This is a genomic window from Pseudoalteromonas gelatinilytica, assembly GCF_001641615.1.
Classification (GTDB): Bacteria; Pseudomonadota; Gammaproteobacteria; order Enterobacterales; family Alteromonadaceae; genus Pseudoalteromonas; species Pseudoalteromonas gelatinilytica.
On the sequence record NZ_LRRU01000019.1, the window covers coordinates 293,228 to 315,854 of the forward strand.

Below are 22,627 nucleotides of genomic sequence, written 5' to 3' on the forward strand. Positions count from 1 at the left end.
AAGGCTCAATATGCTTAACCAACAAAGTTCGGATGTATTTAAAAATTACCTCGCTAGTCAAAGCGAAACTAATCAAGTTAGTTTAGATCAAGTGATTGGCTATATGTCTGGTTTGTTAGCCTGCTCAGAGTTTTTTGGTGAGTCAGAGTTAGCAAATTATATAGCCGATAATGATGAAGCGGTATTCAACACCTTAATGACTGAATCAGAGCCGCGCGATGCAATGATTGAACTGCTCGATAACGTAACCGAAGCACAAGTTGAACAAAAGAAAATCTTAGCCGAATTATACCCAAATGAAGTTAACAGCAATGAGCCAAGTCAAGCATTGCAAGACTTTTGTAGCGGTTACATTGCGGCGTATATCGTGAACCAAGATATTTGGCACAGCGATTTACAATTTTTACTCAAGGCTGATGATCAGCAAGAAAACGAAAGCGAAGATGGTCAGTTGTTTATTGATAATTTTGAAGCAACACTCGATTTACTAATCACGTTTGCAATGTGGGATCAGGCGCTGGCAAATCATCCTGAACCAGAAAAACTAGGCGAAGGGTTTGTTACCTTCTTTAATGCGCTAGACGAGAGCTTATCTGAGATTGCCACTATGGCGTTAATGCTTGAAGATGAAAAGCTGGCGATGCTTGAGCAAGATCAGTAAACATTTTCCTCCTCAGTAGAGATAAGCTGATAGTTGCATTATTTTGCTTGTTTCTACTGAAAAACGAATAATTCCAACCGTAAAAATTCCATTAATACTACAAATGGAAAAATTTATACCTAAGTCGTACCTGATTTTTCTTTCATTTTGTGTATTTGTTGATAGGATGTTTTGCAAGAGTTAACTCGCAGGCTTGAGTTAACTTTCAAAAATCGTGATTTCTAAAATCAACAACACGTGCTTAGTGCTTTTCTTAATTTCTCCAAAAGGGGCGTCTTTTTGTTTTAAGGAAAGCCTGAATATCAACAGGATACACATGACAACACATTCTTTAAGTATGCTGGCCGTTGCGGTTAGTGTGGCTGTTTCTGCGACTTCAGTGCAGGCAGCAGAGCAAGCATCTGCTGCTAAAGCAGATAAAAACATCGAACAAATCTCTGTATTAGGCTCACGAGTTGCCAATCGTACGGCTACCGAATCAACATCGCCGGTTGATTTGATTGATGCTGACGACTTAAACAAAGGTGGTTTCACTGAACTGGGCCAAAGTCTGCAAGCGACGGCTCCTTCATTTAACTTTTCTCGTACGCAAGTGTCAGATGGCTCTGACTTATTTAGACCTGCGACTCTACGTGGTTTACAGCCAGACCAAACATTAGTACTTATCAATGGTAAACGCCGTCACAACCAATCTATTTTTGGCTTAAATGGTACTGTAGGTGCCGGAGCTGCAGGTACCGATATGAACGCGATTCCGCTTACCGCTTTAAAAGGCGTTGAAGTACTTCGTGATGGTGCTGCTGCGCAATATGGTTCTGATGCGATAGCCGGTGTTATCAACTTATCGTTAAACGATTCAACGGGTGTTACAACGGGCTATGTGCAAGCAGGTAGCACAGGTGAAGGCGATGGTGACACTATTTCAATGGGTTTAAACCGTGGCTTTGATTTAGGTGATGAAGGCGGCTTCATTAACTTTTCTTTAGAATATCGTGATGCTGATGGCACCAACCGCGCAGAGCGTGATACTGGTGGCTCAGTTGATGTACCAGCCGGTACGCTGTCTGACGAAGTTCGTTGGGGACAGGGTAATGCTGATAGCGAATTTACCTCTGTGTTCTATAACATGGCGTTACCATTTGGTGAGACCGAACTTTACTCATTTGGCGGATACTCAAACCGTACTGCGCTTGGTAATGGTTTTTACCGTAACTTTGACCAAGCAGCGAAGAACGTGGTGCAAGTATATGGCGATGGCTTTTTACCTCGTATCGATAACGAAGCCGAAGATATTTCGTTTTCACTTGGTCTGCGCGGTGAGTTAACTCCAGATTGGAGCTATGACGTATCTGCCGTATATGGTGAAAATAGCTATGATTTCACTTCAAAAAATACTCTAAATGCGTCGTATGCTGCTGAATATGTGGCGAATAACCCAGATGCAAGTGATGCTGATATTGCTGCTAATGCGGGCCCTTCAGGCGGATACTCAGGTGGCTTTAGATTTGATCAAACAACCGTTAATGCAGACCTTAATGGTATTGTAGATATTGGTCGCAGCGAGCCATTATACGTATCTGTGGGTGCTGAGTACCGTAAAGAAAATTATGAAATCGTGCCGGGCGAAGAAGCCTCTTATGCATGTGGTTTAGCTAATTCAGATACCTCATACCCTGCGGTAAACGACAGCAGCGTATTCGCTGAGTGTGGTTTCCAAGCTTATAACGGTTTACGCCCTGAAGCGTCAAACAAAGAGAGCCGTCACAGCTATGCATTTTATGTAAATGCCGAAACGCTGATCACGGACGCATGGCAAGTAAGTACAGCGCTTCGTTATGAAGACTTCTCTGATGCAGGTGATGACATCATTGGTAAGCTAGCAACGCGCTATGAAATTACCGATGACTTTGCCGTGCGTGGTGCGATTTCTTCTGGCTTTAGAGCACCATCACTGCAACAAAGTGCCTATACAGCCTACACCACAAACTTAGGTGCTGGTGGCGTGTTATTGCAATCATTCACAGCAACAGCGGGCTCTGATTTTCCATCAGCACTTGGCGTCGATAGCCTTGGCCTTGAAAGCTCAGAAAACTTAAGTGCAGGCTTTGTTTACAACGTAACTAGCGATTTATCGCTAACCGTTGATTTTTACCATGTTGCTATTAAAGACAGAATTACACTTGGTAGCTTAATGTCGGCGGACGATGTTTCATTTAGTGCCGAGGCCGTGGCCGCGCTTAATGCAACAGGAGCACAGCAAGCTAACTACTTCTCAAACTCAGTTGATTCAACCACCAAAGGGGTTGATATTATTGCTTCGTACCGCACCGATTTGTACGACGGTAATTTCTCAGCAACCTTTGCGGGTAACATTAACGAAACTGAAATTGATGATGTGAATGCGCCAGAAGGTGTTCCTGAGTCAATCGCCCTTGATGATTTACAGCGTAGTTTCTTAACAGACGGTCAACCAGGTGAGCGTGCAACACTAACGTTTGAATACGATCGTGGCGATTTCAACAGCATGCTACGCTTTAACTACTATGGTGAAACAGACGTTAAGTACTTTGGTAATGACCACATTGGCTTGCCTGATGAGTTATCACCTACCGGTGAGTTTAAAGACACAAGCACGGTAGAGTCAGCAGTATTAGTGGATGTTAACGTGGGCTATCAGCTAACTGACGAACTCATGCTATCGGCGGGTATTGATAATATCTTTGATGTAACGCCAGACGAGCTAGGCGAAGATGAAGCGCTTGATTTTATTACGAATAAAGCATTCAAATACCCTGTTCGTGCGCTACCTTATGGTTTTGATGGTATGACCTACTACGCAAAACTAAGTTTTAGTTTTTAATTCCTAAGTTGATATGAAACTTAAATAGCGCCTAACGGCGCTATTTTTTTGCTTAATTGTAGTATCCGACATTTGTCGCTCTAATTAATGACAGCTGTCTTTAATTAGAGAGTTGAAAGGGGAAAGTTAGCGAGAGTAAAGGGGAAAGTTAGCGAGTTTCGAGGTGCGAGACACGAGATGCGAGACATGGGATGCGAGATACGAGATACGAGATACGAGAAACGAGACATGAGATGCGAGTCTGTAGCAGCGATTTTATATCGCGTTTTATTTCGCTTTTTTGAGTTTTCATCTGCATTTAAGCACTCCAAAATTTTTCTAGTAGGATGCTCCCAAATAATAAAATCAAACTTGTAATTATAATTGTGTAGTAGATAGTCGAGTTTATTATTGGCTCTAAAGTGAAGTTTGGTGAAAATAATTTTTTTACCGGTTTAAAGAATAGCTTTGGGTTTAAGCTACCCGCTAAAATTATAAGTGAAATTGCTAGACAACTAATGAACTCAAACCAGTCTAGGCCTTGTAATACAAGCAAATAAATACCGACAGTTAAATTAATAGTTGCTGCCAATCCGAACAAAATAGATAGCAGCTTTTCCTTTTTATTAAGCGTTTCCATACTGTAATACTCCTTATTACATTATTTAATACCTTATATTTCGGTAAGTTACGAGAGTAAAGTTGCAAGGGGAAAGTTTGCGAGTTTCGAGATACGAGCCTGTAGCAGCGATTTTATATCGCGTTATTCTCGTATCTCGCATCCCTCACCAATGGCGCGGCATAAAGCCGCTGCTTCGCAGGCGTTATGCTTGCATGGCGCGCGAAATAAATTTCACGCCTACGTCGAGTAGTTTTACATTTGTGTGGTGTTTGAGAGTTCATGGCTGAAGCCATTCCTACAAACGACATCAAATTTGTTGCAGCGATTTTATATCGCGTTTATTCTCACACATCGTAACTCGCATCTCGCACCTCGCAACTCGCAACTCGCATCTCGTAACTCGCATCTCGCACCTAGCAACTCGCACCTAGCATCCATCACCAATGTCGAGCCATAAAGCCGCTGCTACGTAGGCGTTATGCTTGCATGGCGCGCGAAATAAATTTCACGCCTACGTCTAATCGTTTTACATAGGTGTGGTGTTTGAGAGTTCATGGCTGAAGCCATTCCTACAAACGACATCAAATTCGTAGCAGCGATTTTATATCGCGTTTATTCTCGCACCTCGCAACTCGCAACTCGCAACTCGCACCTCGCAACTCGCAACTCGCACCTCGCAACTCGCATCAATGGCGCGGAATAAAGCCGCTGCTACGTAGGCGTTATGCTTGCATGGCGCGCGAAACAAGTTTCACGCCTACGTCTAATCGTTTTGCATTTGTGTGGTGTTTGAGAGTTCATGGCTGAAGCCATTCCTACGAACGCATCAAATTTGTTGCAGCGATTTTATATCGCGTTTATTCTCGAACCTCGAACCTCGAACCTCGAACCTCGAACCTCGAACCTCGAACCTCGAACCTCGAACCTCGAACCTCGAACCTAGCACCTAGCCCCTCGGATCTCGCCCCTAGTCCCTTTTAACTCGCTCGCATATCTCGCGCATTTGTTGTTTTATTACGGGTTCTTTTTCATCGAATAATTTGGTGATACGTTCGATATAGGCATGGTTCTCTTCGAATGGCACGCCGATTTCGTAGACATCGGCAGCTTCTCTTAGCATTTCTTTATCAAACTCACTGAAAATATCGACCATCTCTTGGGCTTTTTCTCGCTCAATACCTAGTGCTTCAAAGGCTGAACGGCCCATACGCATGGTGCTGTCGTAAGTTTCGCGAATAATATCTCGACATCCGTAAGCCCATAAATCGTATACATGATGGCGGTCTACAGCGCGGGCAACCACATGTAAATGCGGGTAATTTTGCATCGCATAACGAACTAATTTAGTGATTTGTTCGGCATCATCAAGCGCAACAACCAGCAATTTTGCATCTTCAATGCCTGCAGCACTGAGTAGATCTGGTCGAGTGGCATCACCAAAAAAGTTACGAATACCAACACGCTCAAGGGCTTCTAGCTGCTTGTAGTTGTAATCAATCACGGTGGTTTTATAGCCGCCAGCTTGTAAAATACGGTCAACAAGTCCACCCATTCTGCCTGAGCCTGCGATGATCACATGGCTATCATCAGGGAACTCTTCTTCATCTCGTTTGGCTTGCTCACAAATAAAGCGTGGTGCTATCACACGTTGATAGAGAATAAATAGCCCCGGCGAAAGCAGCATTGATAAGGTCACAACCAGTAATAGTTGGTCGGCAACGGCAGCGGCTAAAACATTATTAGACACACTGTAAGCAAGTAGTACAAAACCAAACTCACCAGCTTGTGCCAGCCCCAGTGCTAGCAACAAGAGTGAGGCGCCTCTAAGGCCAAAAATACGACCTAAAATTAATAACACAACTGTTTTAGTTACAATCAGTGCGCCGGTTAATAGCACGATGGTAGCAAGGTTATCTGCGAGTAATTGAAAATTGATACTTGCGCCAACGGTGATAAAGAATAATCCAAGTAATAGTCCTTTGAAGGGATCGATATTACTTTCGAGCTCATGTTTATAAGGTGAATTTGCAAGCACAACACCCGCTAAAAAGGTGCCAAGCGCGGGTGATAAGCCAACTAATGACATCATTAAAGCGATGCCAATCACGAAGAATAAAGCAGTTGCGGTGAAGAGCTCACGAAGCCGTGCTTGTGCGACAAATCTAAAAATGGGGGCGGTTAAGTAGTTACCGCCAAAAACGACGAGCGCAATCATACCTAAAGTAACCAGCGCTGCTTGCCAGCTCTCAAGGTTTGCTACCAAACTCAAACCACCATGACCGTCTTCGCTTGCATGGGCTGTATCTGCAATGGCGGGTGCTAATTCAGGTAAAGCAAGCAAGGGAATAAACGCAAGCATAGGAATAACGGCTATATCTTGGGTGAGTAATACGCTAAATGAGGCTTGGCCGCCATCTGATTTTAATAGCCCGCGCTCTGAAAGCGTTTGCAGTACAATCGCAGTCGATGAAAGCGATAAAATTAAGCCTATTGTAAGTGCTGTTTGCCAAGCATGGCCAAATGCTAAACCAATCCCAGTAAACGCGGCAGCTGATAAAATCACTTGTCCGCCACCAAGGCCAATAAGCTGTTTTCGCATTGACCAAAGCGCTTTGGGTTCAAGTTCTAAGCCAACAATAAACAGCATCATTACCACACCAAACTCAGCAAAATGCTGGATGGCAATCACATCAACATTTAAAAATGTTAGTGTTGGCCCAATAACAATACCTGCGAGTAAGTAGCCAAGTACTGAGCCAAGCCCAAACTTGCTGGCAATAGGCACGGCGATAATGCCTGCAATAAGGAAAATATAGGCGATTAAGAGAAAGTCAGTCATCGTAATCCTGTTTGTTTTTAATTAACTATGGTTGTTTTCGCTAGTTTTGCCAGCAGTTAGGTAGTGAATGCAATCAAAATACGAATTTAGTCAGTAAAATGACAACAAGGCATGGTGTTTAGTCAAAAAGAGTAAGACAAAATAAGGGGTAAAAAATCATCGTTTTTTTCTTAAAAATCGCTTGCGTAGCGCTAGGCTAGGTATATACTCGCAACACGTTTAATAGGAGCAAAAAATGAGCAAAAAGAAACAACGCACCCAAGGCCAAGTTGATACTGGTCGCGGTGTCATTAACGATAATGTGTACGCCGCAATGGTGACATCTAAGCTGTTCACAGCAAAAGTAGAGAAGCCTAAAAAAGGTAAAGGTGCATATCAACGTAAGGCAAAACATGCAGGACGAGAGTCCTATTTAATCGCTGCTTAATTAAGTTGTGATCAAATAGGATTTTTGTGAAAAGCAAACACTGAGTGTTTGCTTTTTTTATGACTAAAATTCGTGTTAAGAATAATTTTCACTCAATTTTTATAGAAATTTTTACCTGAAAACTAATTTATTCGTTATATACCCATAATCGATACGATAATTATTATCGTCTACCCTCATACAATTGCTGCTTGTTTTTTATACAGACTAGAAGCGCCGCGCTTTGCGTGGTTAAAATATTGTTAATTTTATGTTCATTTTTACTCGGTAGAATCACTCTCGTTTTTGCTTTTTGATAAAAATAATTAATTCTTTTTTAGTGTTTTTGAGTGAAGCAAACATCAAAAAGTGTGTTTATTTTACCCTTTATAGGTAAATGCAAGCTTGACGTAATAGCGCTTTGTGTTACTTTAAAGTTGGATTTGTAAAATAAATGTTATTAAAACTTTGGGCGGAGGGAGCGAATGAGCTCGCATAAATTAATAAAAAATGCCTTTAAACTGAGTGCGCTGTCACTAGGTTTATACGGCTTTACAGCACAGGCTGCGATTGATTGCAGCAACTTAGAAGTGTGGCAACAAGGGCAAACTCATGTTGGTGGTGATCAGGTTCAGGCACGAGGTAGCGCTTATGAAGCGAAGTGGTGGACGCAAACCAACCCTGTGGAGACTTCTGGTGTCGATCAAGAGTGGCGTTTATTGGGTGTTTGTGACAGCGTTGTCAATGAGAATCAAGCACCTCAAATTAGCAGCTTAACACCCGCAGAGGGTTCTTTATTTACCACTAGTGACAGCGTTGTCATAAGCGCTGTCGCCGCTGACCCTGATGGCAGCGTGGCAAGTGTTGAGTTTTTTGTTGATGGTACATCGCTGAGTGTAGTGACAAGCGCACCTTATTCAGCGAGCTGGCAAGCAACCCAAGGCAGCCATGTGATAAGCGCGGTCGCAACGGATGATTTAGGGCTAACCTCAACAGCGGTTGCACATTCAGTGAGTGTGTCTGATGACGTTGAGCCGGTTAACCAAGCGCCGGTGGCAAGCATTGAATTTAGCTCACTGCCCTCACAAGTAACGGTGGGTGACAGTGTGGTATTTGCGCTTTCTGGCACTGATAGCGATGGCCAAGTAACTGCGTTATCGCTAACTGAAAACAGCACTGAAGTTCATCAAGCAAGTGCAGCTTCTTCAAGTTATACGTGGCAAGCACCTGCACTTGGGCAATTTTCATTTACCTTAACGGTGACCGATAACGAAGGCGCGACGGGTACACAAAGCAAAGTTGTGAATGTTGTTGAAGCAACAGAACCTGGTAGCGATTGTAAACCGCAAGGCTTATACCAAACACCGGGTGTGAATACCCCATACTGTAGTGTGTATGATACAAATGGCCGCGAGAAAATGGGCGCTGATCATCCTCGCCGCGTTATTGGTTATTTTACGAGTTGGCGAAATGGTGCCAATGGTCAGCCAAGCTACTTAGTGAATGATATTCCTTGGGACAAGATCACCCATATTAACTATGCCTTTGCGCATGTTGATGGCAATAACAAGGTCTCGATTGGTGATCCAAATGCTGCTGGCAACCCAGCGACAAACATGACTTGGCCGGGCGTAACAGGCGCTGAAATGGATCCAAGCTTTAGTTACACAGGTCACTTTAACTTACTCAATAAATTCAAAAAACAACACCCAGATGTAAAAACCTTAATCTCTGTAGGTGGCTGGGCTGAAACCGGTGGTTATTTTGGTGAAGACGGTACTCGCGTAAACAGCGGTGGTTTCTACACGATGACAACCAATGCCGATGGCTCTGTGAACCAAGCGGGAATTGATGCCTTTGCGAAAAGTGCCGTTGAGTTTATTGAAACCTACGGTTTTGATGGTGTCGATATTGATTACGAATACCCATCGTCAATGAATGACTCAGGCCACCCTGATGATTTTCCTATTTCTAATGCGCGTCGCGCAGGCCTTAACGCCTCGTATCGTGTATTGATGCAAAAACTACGTGAAGAACTTGATATTGCAGGTGAAAAGGCAGGTAAGCATTATTTGTTAACGATTGCTTCGCCATCTTCAGGTTACTTATTACGTGGTATGGAAACATTCCAAAGCGTGAAGTATCTCGATTACGTTAACATTATGTCTTATGACTTACATGGTGCATGGAATTCACATGTAGGCCACAACGCAGCCTTGTTTGATACCGGTCTTGATTCTGAATTAGCGCAATGGGGCGTTTATACCACCGCTGAGTTTGAAGGAATTGGTTACTTAAATACGGATTGGGCTGTGCGTTATTTCCGCGGCGCGGTTTCTGCGGGTCGAATCAATATTGGTATTCCATATTACACCCGTGGCTTTAAAGATGTGTTGGGTGGTACTAATGGTTTATGGGGCCAAGCAGCGCTGCCAGATCAATCAAAATGTGCGAAAGGGACTGGCGTTGGTGAGAAAAACCAATGCGGTAATGGTGCACTTGGCATAGATAACCTATGGCACGATAAGAACGATGTGGGTGAAGAAATGCCAGCAGGTTCGAACCCACTATGGCATGCGAAAAATCTCGAAAACGGCATTAACCCTTCTTACCTTGAAATCTATGGTCTAACGCCAGAAACCGATGCAGATGATGTGTTAACAGGTACTTATACACGTTTTTACGATGATGTAGCAGTTGCTCCATGGCTTTGGAATGCAGAGAAAAAGGTTTTCTTATCAATTGAAGATGAGCAATCAATGGCAACCAAAGTTGATTATGTTATCAACAATGGCCTTGGCGGCATCATGTTCTGGGAACTTGCTGGTGACTATGATTATGACTCAGCGAAAGGTGAGTACTTCATGGGCTCAAGCTTAACCACACTTGCTTATGATAAATTTAACCAAAGTGGTGTGGCTTACAACACTCATCAAGGCAATGTCGATTTTACCCTGCCAAGCGAAGCGGTTGACGTAAGCTTTACAGTGAAAGACTTCCCAATTGGTGATGATAACTACCCAATTTCACCTACATTCGCATTCACGAATAACTCAGATATCGACTTAAGCGGCGCGAAAATCAGCTTTGATGTGCCTGTTTCTACCTCTGCAATTTTCAAATCAAATTGGAATGCACAAGAAAAGCTCGGCATGGCTGTTGAAGCGAATGGCTCGAATGCAGCTGGGGATAATATCGGCGGCTTTGAAAATGAGTTCCATCGTTTTTCAATCACCTTAGTGAATGAGTGGGGCGGTATCGAAAAGTCATTTAACACAGGTGAAACCGTTGAGGCACAAGTTATGTACTACATGCCAATTACGGGCCCATCTAACTTCACGATTGAGAAAAATGGCAAAACCTACGCCTTCAAATACGAATACCCAATGCTACCAGATGGCACTGCTGGCAGTGGTGATACTGGCGGTGACACCGGTGGTGATACGGGTGGCGAGGGAAGCTGTAATGGTGTTGATGTAGCAAGCATCCCTGTGTATCCAAATTGGCCGCAAACTGATTGGGCTGGTAATCCAAGCCATGCTGTTGGCGGCGACCTAATGAATCACAACAACGTGATTTACGAAGCAAAGTGGTGGACGAGCACAGAGCCAGGCACATCTGCTGACTGGACGGTGAGTTGCACGCTTTAACCAACTAAGCGGAGCAAGGACTTTGCTCCGCATTTCTACAGCGAGAACAACAATGAAAGTAATGAAATCAAAGGCATTGTCTTTATCGGCAGTGGCAACCAGCATGCTGATTGCCTGTGCATCAAGCCATGTGAATGCCCACGGATTCTTAGAAAGCCCGAAGGCACGCCAAGCATTTTGTAATGCTGATGGCGGGTACTGGTGGCCTGCTGATGGCACAGGGATCCCTAATCTTGCTTGTCGCGCAGCGTTTGTTGAAGCAGGACATGTGCAGTTTGTGCAAGACATTGAATACTCGGCAAATACGGTTAACTACACAGACCTTGAAGCAGTAAAACAAAGTGTACCTGATGGCCGATTATGTGCCGCAGGCGACCCAGAAAAACGCGGTATGGATCTACCTTCAGCGCATTGGCAACGCAGTGAGGTTATTCCTAATGCAAATGGCGATATTTTAGTGCGCTTTTTAGCAAGTACGCCGCATAACCCGAGTTTTTGGCAGTTTTACTTAACAAAACCGGGCTTTGATAGTGCGACTCAAGTGCTTACTTGGGATGACCTAGAGCTTGTTGAAGAGTACGGCAATCTTGATTTTAGCATTGATGCTAACAACGACCGTTACTATGAAATGAGCGTGTCTATTCCACAAGGGCGCAGTGGCGATGCCATATTATATACGCGTTGGCAACGAGATGATGCCGGTGGCGAAGGCTTCTACAACTGTAGCGATATCAATATCGTTAGCGATGCGACCCCAACAGAGCCAACCGATTGGACAGCAATCAGCTACTTTGTTCGTCAAGGACAAGACGCTGAGGTTGGTGGTAGTGTGTCAGCTCGGTTATTTGATGAAAATGGCCAAGAGTTACTTACTCAACAAATGCAGATCACAGCTGATAATCAAGCTAATTGGCAGGCTGAATTTGCGGCGCTGTTAAACCTTAATTACGCGCACTTAGTTAATATTGGCGTGCAAAATAGCACCGGAGATATTGCCTTTGATGCGTCTGATTTATTGATTAATCAGGTCTTTACAACGAATGCAAACTACAGCTTTGCACTAAGCATACAAGCGGCTCCTGACAATACCGCGCCGATAATTCATCAACCAGATGACCTTCAAGTTGAAGAAGAGAGCAGCACCGCGATACACCTGCACGCCTTTGATGATCAGCAAAGCACCTTAACTTATAGCTGGGATGTACCGGCACCACTGAGCTTTACGGGTAATGATGCCAACATCACGCTAAACGCCCCCGCTGTCGATGCTGATACAAGCTACACCGTAAGTGTATCGGTGTCAGATGGCGAGCTCACAAGCCAAGTAAGTTTTACCGTGACTGTGCTTAATAGCACTGTGGTCGACCCTGATCCAGTTGATCCGAGCGTGCCTGCTTGGAATAGCACAAGCCAATACAACACGGGCGATAAAGTGAGTTTCAACGGCGGCGTTTACAGCGCGAAATGGTGGAACCAAGGCGCACAACCAGACAGTAGTGATGCATGGCAGCTTGAATCTGGCAGTGCATCAATCGAGTGGAACAGCGGCAAAGCCTATCAAGGCGGCGACGAAGTAACCTATCAAGGACAGCGCTATCGAGCGCAGTGGTGGACCCAAGGAGATGTACCGGGTGCCAGCCAAGTATGGACAGAAATCTAAAGTTTTGTAGTTCAAACTTTATCAATAACAGCGTAACGCTATATAAAAACAGATAAGAGAGAATCATGAATATAAAACAATTAAGCGCAGCCATTGGTGTTGCACTCTTTGCAAGTGCAGCGAATGCAGCACCTTCAACACCAACCATTATTTGGGAGCCACAAGAGTACTCATTTGTTGAGGTTGATCTTGAAGGTACAGGCTCATACAAGAGCTTGGTGAACCGCGTTGATGAAGTCACTATCAGCATTGAATGGAACGCATGGAGTGGTGATGGCGGCGACAGCTATAAAGTGTACTTCGATGATATGTTGGTTAATGAAGGCTCGCTGGCAGCAGGCACTAAAAGTGGTGTTATTAGCTTCCCGTATGATAAAGCAGGTCGTCACACATTATATGTAGAACTATGTGAAGGCGGTACCACCTGTGCGCGCAGTGAAGGTAAGCCAATTGTTATTGCCGATACAGATGGCGGTCACTTAGCGCCATTGCCGATGGATTATGATCCAAATAACCAAGATATTGGCACTAAAGATGGCCTTGTAACCGGTGCCTACTTTGTTGAATGGGGTATTTATGGTCGCGATTTCGACGTAACCAATATACCAGCGCAAAACCTAAGTCATATCTTGTATGGGTTTATTCCAATTTGTGGACCTAATGACTCATTAACAGGCGGTCCTAAAAACGCGCTAAATACGGCGTGTGCAGGCTCGCAAGACTTTGAAGTTGTGATCCACGACCCATGGGCAGCGATTCAAAAAGCGCTACCAGGTGTTGATAGTAATGACCCAATTCGTGGTACGTATTCGCAGTTAATGGCGTTAAAGCAGCGTTTTCCTGATCTGAAAATCTTACCATCAGTGGGTGGTTGGACTTTATCAGACCCATTTGCTTACTTTACCGATAAAGCAAACCGCGACACGTTTGTGGCATCAATGGAAGAGTTTTTAAGAACGTGGAAGTTCTACGACGGTGTTGATATTGACTGGGAATACCCCGGTGGTCAGGGTGCTAATCCAAACTTAGGCGACCCAGTTGCTGACGGCCCAGCATACGTTGCGTTAATGCAAGAGCTGCGCGCGATGCTTGATAAGCTTGAAGCAGAGACCGGTCGTGAGTATGAGTTAACATCAGCGATTGGTGCAGGTTACGACAAAATTGAAGATGTCGACTACTCACAAGCTCAGCAATATATGGATTACATTTTCTTAATGAGCTACGACTATTATGGTGCATGGAGCAATGTAACGGGCCATCAGGCTGCGCTTTATTGTTCATCGCATTTCCGTGTTGGTCAGTGTGATGGCACAGGTGTTGATGAAGAAGGCGTTCCATATAAAGGCCCTGCTTATACAACTGATAATGCAGTGCAAACTCTACTCGCGCAAAACGTACCATCGAAGAAAATCGTGGTGGGTACTGCTATGTATGGCCGTGGCTGGGAAGGGGTTTATCCAGAAAACGCGACTATCGCTGATAACCCAATGACAGCCCCTGGTAATGGCAAACTTAAAGGCACTACAGCGCAAGGCGTATGGGAAGACGGTGTTATTGATTATAAAGGCATCAAAACTTACATGTTGGGCGCTGCTGAAAATGGCATCAATGGGTTTGAAACAGGTTATGACGAACAAGCCGAAGCTGCTTATGTATGGAATCGTAGCAACGGTAAATTAATTACATACGATAACCGTCGTTCAGTTTTGGCAAAAGGTGCTTATGTTAATCAATATAACCTAGGTGGCCTATTTGCATGGGAAATTGATGCTGATAATGGCGATATTCTTAATGCCATGCACGAGGCACTTGGCGGCACAGTCACTGAGCCTAGCAATAGAGCGCCCGTGCTATCTGTATCAAGCTCCGTATCTGTTAATGCGGGCGAAAGTGTATCTGTGACTGCATCGGCAACTGACGCAGATAACGATCCACTAAGCTTTAACTGGACAGCTGACAGCGCATTAACAGTAAGCGGTGAAAATTCAAATACCCTTGTTATTACTGCGCCATCAGTGACTGCTGATACGCAATACACAGTTGCTGTGAGTGTGAGCGATGGCGAGGCAAGTGTAAGCCGTAACGTTACAGTGAATGTTGTAGCACCAACGACAGGCGAGAACCAAGCACCAGTTGTTGCGGCAATTACTGATAAAACAGTGGCAGAAGACGCGAGTGTGGACGTGGCTGTTTCGGCATCTGATGCTGATGGCGATACGCTTTCATACAGCTGGACAGTGCCAGCAGGCTTAACGTTAGTAGGCTCTGGTGCTGATGTGAGTTTACAAGCGGGCAGCGTTGATGCAGATACAAGTTATGTTGTGTCGGTTTCGGTAAGCGATGGTCAAACTGCTACAGCAGTGAGCTTTAATGTCACCGTTACAGATTCTGGCACAACAACTCCGCCAGATGGTGAAACCACATGGGATGCAGCAGCTACTTATGTTGGTGGTGATACGGTGATTTATAACGGCGTAGAGTACACCGCTAAGTGGTGGACACAAGGTGAGCGCCCTGATTTAGGCGGCCCATGGGAAGCAAGTTCACAACCGACCGACGGAAATGGTGATGTTGTCTGGCAAGCGGCGGGTATCTACAACGGTGGCGACCAAGTCACTTACCAAGGTAATAAATACGAAGCGAAATGGTGGACTCAAGGAGACGAGCCAGGTGTCGCGGATGTATGGAAAGCACTTTAAGTGTAATAACCACATTTAATGCCCATCATTAAAATGTGATTTCCCTTCAAAGCAGCCTTATGGCTGCTTTTTTGTGGGGGAAGTTAGAAAGAGTAAAGTTAGCGAGGGGAAAGGGGAAAGAAGCTGTCAGCTTTCAGCCTTCAGCGGTCAGTCGACCTCTGGGGTTGGTCAGGTCGAGTGTTCTTCTCAGCGATTTAAGCCTTGTAGGAGGTGCTTTAGTGCCGAATAGAATAAAACATAATCCATGTAAACCTTTTCAAATTACCTATCTTCAGACGCGCGAAACAAGTTTAACGTCTACGAATGAAAACATAAGGCGCTAGGTTCTGGGTTCTAGGACGTGATGTAAAATCGCTGCTACATGCTTGTAACTCGCCAACAATTAAACTGTTTTCTTTGGCTCAACAGCGAACCACATGATGAAGCCGCACTTTTTGCACGATAACAAGGATGCGCTGTCATTCGCCCAATCTAAATTCAAAAACGTCATGCCTGCGGTATTTAATTGCGCCTGACCTAGCTCGAAGTGATGATGCCCACAATGAATGCATTTTGCTTTTACGTTGTTTACTTGGTATTCGTCTGATTTTACTGCATTCACAGCACCTTTAAGGCCTTTGCCTAGCTTTGAAATAAATGACATCTGTAACCTATTTATTAATTGAGAAATTTAAGACAACCCATAAAAGAAAAAGAGAATGGTCCTTTTTTGGGTGTACCTTTTTATCATACAATTGTGTTTGTAGCTAATCGAAACAAGTAGCCATACCGCGATGTAAAATAGCTGGCTTTTAATTGTTAGACGTCAGATGTTAGATTTCTGTCGAGCCTGTGGGGTTGGTTAGGTCGAGTGTTCTTCTCAGCGATTTAAGCCTTGTAGGAGGTACTTTTGTGCCGAATCAAACATAAATGAGAGCGGTCAGCTTTCAGACGCGCGAAACAAGTTTCACGCCTACGGGGGAAAACATAGGCGCTAGGTTTTGGGTTCTAGGACGCGATGTAAAATCGCTGCTACCTCGTATCTCTTAACTTTACTCTTTCCCCTTGAGGCTCGCTAACTTAAAACATTTCCCGGCTAAAGCCAGTCCTACGGGAGAAACATTAGGCGCTAGGTTTTGGGTTCTAGGGCGCGATGTAAAATCGCTGCTACCTCGTATCTCGCACCTCGAATCTCGTATCTCTTAACTTTACTCTTTCCCCTTGAAACTCGCTAACTTTCCGTTTCCCACTTCACACATTGGTCTTTCAGGTATTATCAACCATACTTGAATAATATGATTTGTAAGTATTTAAACTAAGGTGGGTTAATGGGGTTAAAAGCGCTGTTTTTACTTGTTGTTGCTGTATTGAGTAACTCGGCTTTTAGCTGCGATAAAACCCTAAAAGTGGGGATTAGTCAGCAGTGGGCACCTTATGCTTTTACGCAAAATGGTAAGCTCACCGGCATTGATATTGATGTGGTTAATTTAGTGCTAAAAGAGGCAGGGTTTTGCGCTAAATACGTTGTTATGCCTTCATCTAAACGGGGCTTTGCAGAGCTTAAGCACGGTAAAGTTGATTTACTACCCGCGGCAAGCTATAGCACCGAGCGTGACTCTTTTAGTTTCTTTTCAGAGCCATACCGTAATGAAGTAATGCGCTTGTTTTGGTACCCGCATGGCCGCTTAGAATCTTTAGACTTACAAGGGCTGCTCGAACATCAGCAAGTTATTTTAACTAACAGTGGTAGTTACTTTGGCCCTGACTTCACTCATTTGAAAGAAGACGCAAAATATAAAGAACAACTCGTTACTGTGTCATCTTTGCGTCAGCGTCTCGCTATGCTAGTTGCTAGGCGGGTCGATTTTTTTGTTGATGATGAACTAGCTGGTTTATATTTAATTCAAAAAAATAATCAGCAGGGTATCGAGCTGCATCCGTATATTGTCAATAATGACAGCGTTTATTTTATGCTGAGTGAAACAACCCTGTTAGCAGAAGACAGAGCGGCTATTAACTCAGCAATTTTAAACAACCAGCAAGCGATAACTGAGATCATCGCTCGCTATGTTAAACATTAAATTATCCTAAACGAGTCACCCGCAGTTTAATCCGTCCCGCATTCGCCCCATAAAAGCGGTTTAAGTCGTTAGCAAACGGGCAAAACTCGCCTGATTTAGCAATACGAATATCGGCACCTTCAGCAATTTCAAACAAATGATCGTCGTTGTTATCAATAGCGCCAATCAACGCAAACCATTGTGCGTGGGGTAAACGTCTAAACGGTTCAAGCACGGCCATTGGGATTTCTTTTACCCCAAGTTGGATATTGTCACGGTGCCAGCCCGCAGGGCCGCAACTAATGCCGTCGTCATACCAAGTTTGCTCAGGATAAGGCGTAAATCGGTAAGTACCACCTTGCTCTAACATTAAGCCTGTGTGGTTGTACTTTTCGGCGCCATACACAAACACATCTTTACTTTCGTCTATGCTCAGCACCGTCATATTTTGTTTATCAAGCGCAATATGTGGACTTAAGCCCTTAAAGCTTAAGCGAGTTTCGTCATTATACAGTACGTCGTAATGAAGGCTCTTTAACGACTCTGGGCGATAGCTTGTTAAGCGATTAATGCGCTCTGCGACTGTGTAATGAATGGTTGGCGCGAGCGTGCTTTGTTCGTTATCAACCAGTACACAGCATTCGCGATCTACCAGTTTAAACAACGGGTTAAACCAAAAATAGTTTTGCTGATGACTCAGTGCCAGCGGATCTGGGGTAACGGTTACATCATCTTGGGCAATGAGGTTACGATGCTCTGCTGGGAGCAGGGTGTTGTAATTGATATCAGCACTGGTAAGTAAGTTTAGCACGACGGTTTGTTCAATCAGCCACTCAATCGCATAGCGTAGGCAAATGTCGGCTAAACCATCACGATAATAGCCACCACCCACATCTGAATGGGCGCCCGCAAACCATACTTCTTGCACATGCGGTGCACTATTAATAAGTGTGGGTTCAAATGCTCGGCGCTTTTCATCAAGTGCGACGCAATGAAGGGCTGATTTTATATTGCTTGCAAGTGTGTAGTTTTCAAAAATAACGTGCTCAGCACCGCGGGTTGCTTTTGTTACTTTTGAAAAACCAATTGATGCAACGGTATCAAATACACATAAGTAAACATCATCACTAATAAGTGGCTCTAAACATTTGGCAAAGCGCCTTGCAAGAGCTGCACCGCGGCTAAAACCAGTCAGTAGTATTTTATCACCCACTGTGTAATAGCTTTTAAAGTCGCTCATAGCACGATTTAGAATGCTGGCAACATCATCACCTCTTGGTGCAAGGGCTTGATTGAATAAACGTCGAAAGCGGCTACCTTGGGTGCCTATGCCTTGATAATAAAAGCTAAGTTGAGTAGGAAAGGGTGTTTCGGGTTCGCTATTGAGTGCGCCGCCAAACAATAAATGAAGTTTAAGAATATTAGAAATACTGGCGTCTTCTTTGAAGTGTGCAGCGCTGAATTGTTCAGCATCACGAGGTTCGCTGCCTGTGCCATCAAAGTTGAAAATCAGCGTTTTAGCGGTCATAGCGTCATTCCTTTAGTGGTTTGTATAAACATACTCCCACTTTATGAAAATTAGAAGACAAATATGCGGCGCTTTAATGAAAAATGGGCTTTGATTTTCAAAGCCCATTTATTTGCTCTCAATAAAATTAGCCGACCCTGGCTACGGTATGCTTTTGTAAAATTTCTAACAAAATCTCGTAGTCTTTTTCGATTTCGAGTAGCTTAAGTTGAATATCTTTTAGCGTATTGCCCTTACTTGCGGCCAGTACCTCTAGTTCAGTAAAGTGCTGGTGCAATTTGGCTGCACCCACATCGCCACAGGTCCCTTTTAGAGCATGGCTGGTGGTTGCAATCGCATGGTAGTCTTTGTCTTTGATTGCTTGTGTTAGTAGCGTTATTTTTTTATGTGAGCTTTCTAAAAACATCTTACTTACTTTATTTAATAGCACTTCGTTATTCATTAAGCGGCCAAGGGCTGCTTCGCGATTCCAATGCTGTTTTTCTTCATCGATTAATTCTCCTTGATTTATAGCCGGCGACTGATTTACCTCAGGCACAGCAATCGTTTTTGGTACGGCATGATGTTTAGGGTACGTTGATGCAACCCATTTCGCTGTAGTGGTGATGAGCTTATCGGCACTGATTGGTTTTGTGATGTAGTCGTTCATACCTGCATTTAAGCACTTTTTACGCTCGCCAAGCATAGCATTGGCAGTCATGGCGATAATAGGAATGTCGCTATGGTGCTCTCCACCAGCCCCTTGACGTATTTGTGCCGCAGCATCATAGCCATTTAAAATTGGCATTTGGCAATCCATCAAAACACAATTGAATGGGTCGTCATCTGCTGCATTTGCTAATATTTCAATGGCTTGCTTACCATTAGATGCCATTTCAAAGCGCAGTGCCAAGCTCATTAACGTGCCTTTGGCGACTGCGGCATTAATATCATTATCATCAACAATGAGCACTTTTGCTCCAGCAATATCAACATCTATGTGAATTTGTGTATCAGTCTCGCGACGAAGTGGTGTTGTGTCTTGAGCTTGCTGCTCTTGGATGAGTCGTTCATCAGCCAGTTTGAGTAAAAACTCAGAGATAAGCACAGGTTTAGATAACCGCGTAAAGGCACAGTATTTAGCCTGTGGTGGTGGCTCAGTTGGGTTTATAAGCACTACTAATTTAAAGGGCAGATTATGGTCGTAAGTGTTTTCACTATAGCTATCAAGTTTTGCGAGTAACGGGTTGCCTGGCTCTAAAATCAGCGTATCAAAGGGCATGTTATCGTTAATTTCAAAGCTTTCTAGGTCAACATTCGTGAGCTGTCCACCGCAGTGAGAGATGAGTTTTGTTAGGCTTCGTTCAAGCTCTGGTTGTTTGACTGACACTGCAAACACGCTGTCTTTTAAGCGACTGCTTGGTTGGCGTTTTTCTACATGTTGGCTGTCTAATTGAATGGTAAATGTGAAGGTACTGCCTTTACCTTCGGTTGATTCAAAGGATATGTGTCCATTCAGTAAACTAGCTAGTTGCTTACATATCGATAAACCAAGCCCAGTGCCCCCATATTGTGCGGCCACACTGTTATCGGCTTGGGTAAAAGCACTAAACAATTTATTTTGGTTTTCAGGCGCAATACCAATGCCGGTATCTTGAATTGTGCAGCATAGCTCAACGTTATCATCGCTAAGTCGCTTACTCGCGGCGGTAAATTTTATAAAGCCCGTTTTAGTAAATTTGATCGCGTTATTTATTAAATTGGTAAGCACTTGTGAGTAGCGATGAGGGTCAGTAACAATCGAGCTGTACTCAACATCGGCAATATCTAAAATAAATTCAAGGTTTTTCTCTTGGGCTTTAACAGCCATACTGCCACTTAAGCTCTCAAAAAACTTGATGGGGTTAAAGGCTTTTTGGTCTAAGTCGAGTTTGCCAGCCTCAATTTTTGATAAATCAAGAATGTCATTAATGAGTACATTTAAGCTATTAACGCTTACCTCGGTCATTTCTAAATAATGTTGCTGTTGGTTACTTAATGACTCTCGTTTAATTAAATTGAGTGTGCCGATAATGCCGTTTAAGGGAGTACGCATTTCATGGCTGATATTGGATATAAAAGCGCTCTTAACTTGGCTGGCTTTTTCTAGCTGGGCAGTTCTTTGTGCAACTTTAATTTCGAGCTCGTTATTAATTTGCTTAATTTTGTCATTAGCAATTTTTTCTACGGTCGTGTCGCGAATGAGGATGGCTGTGCCGTTGTGCTGATGATGATCATTAAAAATAGCTGAAAAAGCGAGTGCTAAATGGGTCGTTTGTTGATTGGTTAACTGATAGTCGACTTCAATTTCATGTTGTTTTCTATTGGTTTTAAGGGAGCTGCAGATTTCTTTGATATTAATATTTGAAAATAGATTCAACTTGTTTATATCTGCCCCTAATACTTGCTCCCTCTGAAAACCAAACAATTCAGTGGCCGCTTTATTCCAACTAGACACAAGACCAATATCACTGACCGCAATAATGGCATCTTTTGAACCGCTAATAATGGCTGAAGACACCGCTCTTGCCTCGGCAAGCTCGCGGTTACGCTTTAAATTTCGATGCAAAAATCCAAGCACAAACACTAAAAAAGCAGAAACACCCAGCAAAAAAACATAGGTGCTGATCCTTTGCTCGCGCTCCATCGCATTAATTTCAGAGTGAGGTAGCATAATGTGGGCATCTATAAACCCGGTTTCTAAATCTCCAGTAAATGGAATGCGTTTACTTAATGCTTCGTATTGTTGCCCGCTTGCAAGGTTAGAGCTAATGCTGAGTATATTTTCTAGATAGGCGGGTTCAGATTTATACACTGAGTCCCAACGTTTGTTTGGCGCTAAGTCGCGACTAAAGCGTAAGTCTTCATTTGGGTGTACTAAAAAGTAGCCTTCGCTGTCTGTTAGGATCAATGAGTTTGGTGCTTGTACCATCGCATTAAGAGATGCAAATAGGTGAGAGGTGTTAATGTTTGCAATAATCAGCCCATAGCGCTGCATATTTTCATCAAAAATGGGTAAGGCAATACGTAGCATAGGTTTATAAGGATAGTCGAGCTTTCCATATTCTCGGTTGAGTGTTATTGCAGATAAATACATATCACCCTGTGGTAATTGCGAACTTTGCTGATAATAGTCACGGCCACTTTTATCCTGTAACTGACTATCGGCTTTTACAACTATGCCACCTGCAGCTCTGTCTACTCTGATCAGTTCTTGTCCTGCTTGTTGCGTACTGATGATACGTAATTGCTCGAACTCAGCGTTGGATTGTAAAAACGCGACAAATATCGTTTCTAAACGTTTTTTCCATTGCTTTGAGGTGGTGCTATCAAGGGGGTCGTTACCACCATTTGCTGCAGCTCTGGCAAGTCCTGCTATAGGTGGAGTGGAATATAAAAACTGTAAATCGTTTTTATATTTATTTATTTTTTCATGGACTTGCACATCTACAGTAGCGCTCGATTCTCTCAGTCTCTCTGCAACGCTGTTATTAATATTTTTATGAAGTTGTAGTTCGAAAAAGAAAATTGCTGAGCACATAATGGCGCCGATAAAAGCAATCGCTAATGGCACTAAAAAGCGTCCTTCAGAGGTTGTCGCTTTTTTCTGGTGTAATACTTCGTAATCCATTGTTTAGCCCTCCATACCGAAAACGTGAGTCGGTA

The 22,627-nt window shown here is 43.7% G+C and carries 12 protein-coding genes; 7 read left to right on the forward strand and 5 right to left on the reverse strand.

All coding sequences use genetic code 11. The annotated features are described in order from the left end of the window. The first annotated feature begins 10 nt into the window (after positions 1 to 10). Entirely contained in the window at positions 11 to 661 is a 651-nt protein-coding gene (locus tag NH153_RS11695; protein ID WP_063704008.1) for a UPF0149 family protein, read from the forward strand. A 316-nt stretch (positions 662 to 977) separates the two neighbouring features. After that, the gene (locus tag NH153_RS11700; protein ID WP_063704010.1) at positions 978 to 3,521 is read left to right on the forward strand and encodes a TonB-dependent receptor plug domain-containing protein; all 2,544 of its coding nucleotides are present in this window, start codon (positions 978 to 980) and stop codon (positions 3,519 to 3,521) included. A gap of 298 nt (positions 3,522 to 3,819) precedes the next feature. Here NH153_RS11700 and NH153_RS11705 read toward each other — a convergent pair whose 3' ends face one another. Together NH153_RS11705 and NH153_RS11710 are read right to left on the reverse strand one after the other, a co-directional pair. Continuing rightward, positions 3,820 to 4,140, reverse strand: coding sequence for a hypothetical protein (locus NH153_RS11705; RefSeq protein WP_063704012.1), 321 nt, complete (start codon positions 4,138 to 4,140; stop codon positions 3,820 to 3,822). 949 nt (positions 4,141 to 5,089) lie between these two features. Next, complete coding sequence (locus NH153_RS11710; RefSeq protein WP_063704014.1) at positions 5,090 to 6,961, reverse strand: monovalent cation:proton antiporter-2 (CPA2) family protein; 1,872 nt, start codon at positions 6,959 to 6,961, stop codon at positions 5,090 to 5,092. Between the two features lie 235 nt (positions 6,962 to 7,196). Here NH153_RS11710 and arfA point away from each other — a divergent pair, with 235 nt between their 5' ends. The 4 genes from arfA to NH153_RS11730 all read left to right on the forward strand — a co-directional run bounded on the left by arfA (position 7,197) and on the right by NH153_RS11730 (position 15,376). Then, a complete protein-coding gene (arfA, locus tag NH153_RS11715; RefSeq protein ID WP_054563243.1) occupies positions 7,197 to 7,388 on the forward strand; it encodes an alternative ribosome rescue factor ArfA in 192 nt (63 codons plus the stop codon). A 464-nt stretch (positions 7,389 to 7,852) separates the two neighbouring features. Next, positions 7,853 to 11,017 carry a glycosyl hydrolase family 18 protein gene (locus tag NH153_RS11720; protein WP_063704016.1) on the forward strand — a complete coding sequence of 1,055 codons (3,165 nt, stop codon included), beginning with the start codon at positions 7,853 to 7,855 and terminating at the stop codon, positions 11,015 to 11,017. A 52-nt stretch (positions 11,018 to 11,069) separates the two neighbouring features. Further along, complete coding sequence (locus NH153_RS11725) at positions 11,070 to 12,677, forward strand: lytic polysaccharide monooxygenase (protein WP_063704019.1); 1,608 nt, start codon at positions 11,070 to 11,072, stop codon at positions 12,675 to 12,677. A 65-nt stretch (positions 12,678 to 12,742) separates the two neighbouring features. Continuing rightward, on the forward strand, positions 12,743 to 15,376 hold the full coding sequence (locus tag NH153_RS11730; protein ID WP_063704021.1) for a glycosyl hydrolase family 18 protein: 2,634 nt from the start codon (positions 12,743 to 12,745) through the stop codon (positions 15,374 to 15,376). 382 nt (positions 15,377 to 15,758) lie between these two features. Here NH153_RS11730 and NH153_RS11740 read toward each other — a convergent pair whose 3' ends face one another. Continuing rightward, the gene (locus NH153_RS11740; RefSeq protein WP_063704025.1) at positions 15,759 to 16,019 is read right to left on the reverse strand and encodes a zinc ribbon domain-containing protein; all 261 of its coding nucleotides are present in this window, start codon (positions 16,017 to 16,019) and stop codon (positions 15,759 to 15,761) included. 664 nt (positions 16,020 to 16,683) lie between these two features. Between NH153_RS11740 and NH153_RS11745 the strand changes: the two genes are divergently transcribed. Continuing rightward, positions 16,684 to 17,436, forward strand: coding sequence for a substrate-binding periplasmic protein (locus NH153_RS11745; protein ID WP_063704027.1), 753 nt, complete (start codon positions 16,684 to 16,686; stop codon positions 17,434 to 17,436). Position 17,437: 1 nt separating this feature from the next. Here the strand turns inward: NH153_RS11745 and NH153_RS11750 are convergent, their stop codons facing one another. Both NH153_RS11750 and NH153_RS11755 read right to left on the reverse strand, forming a co-directional pair. Beyond that, positions 17,438 to 18,943, reverse strand: coding sequence for a phospholipase effector Tle1 domain-containing protein (locus NH153_RS11750; RefSeq protein WP_063704030.1), 1,506 nt, complete (start codon positions 18,941 to 18,943; stop codon positions 17,438 to 17,440). A 127-nt stretch (positions 18,944 to 19,070) separates the two neighbouring features. Next, positions 19,071 to 22,592, reverse strand: coding sequence for an ATP-binding protein (locus NH153_RS11755; RefSeq protein ID WP_063704031.1), 3,522 nt, complete (start codon positions 22,590 to 22,592; stop codon positions 19,071 to 19,073). Positions 22,593 to 22,627: the final 35 nt, after the last annotated feature.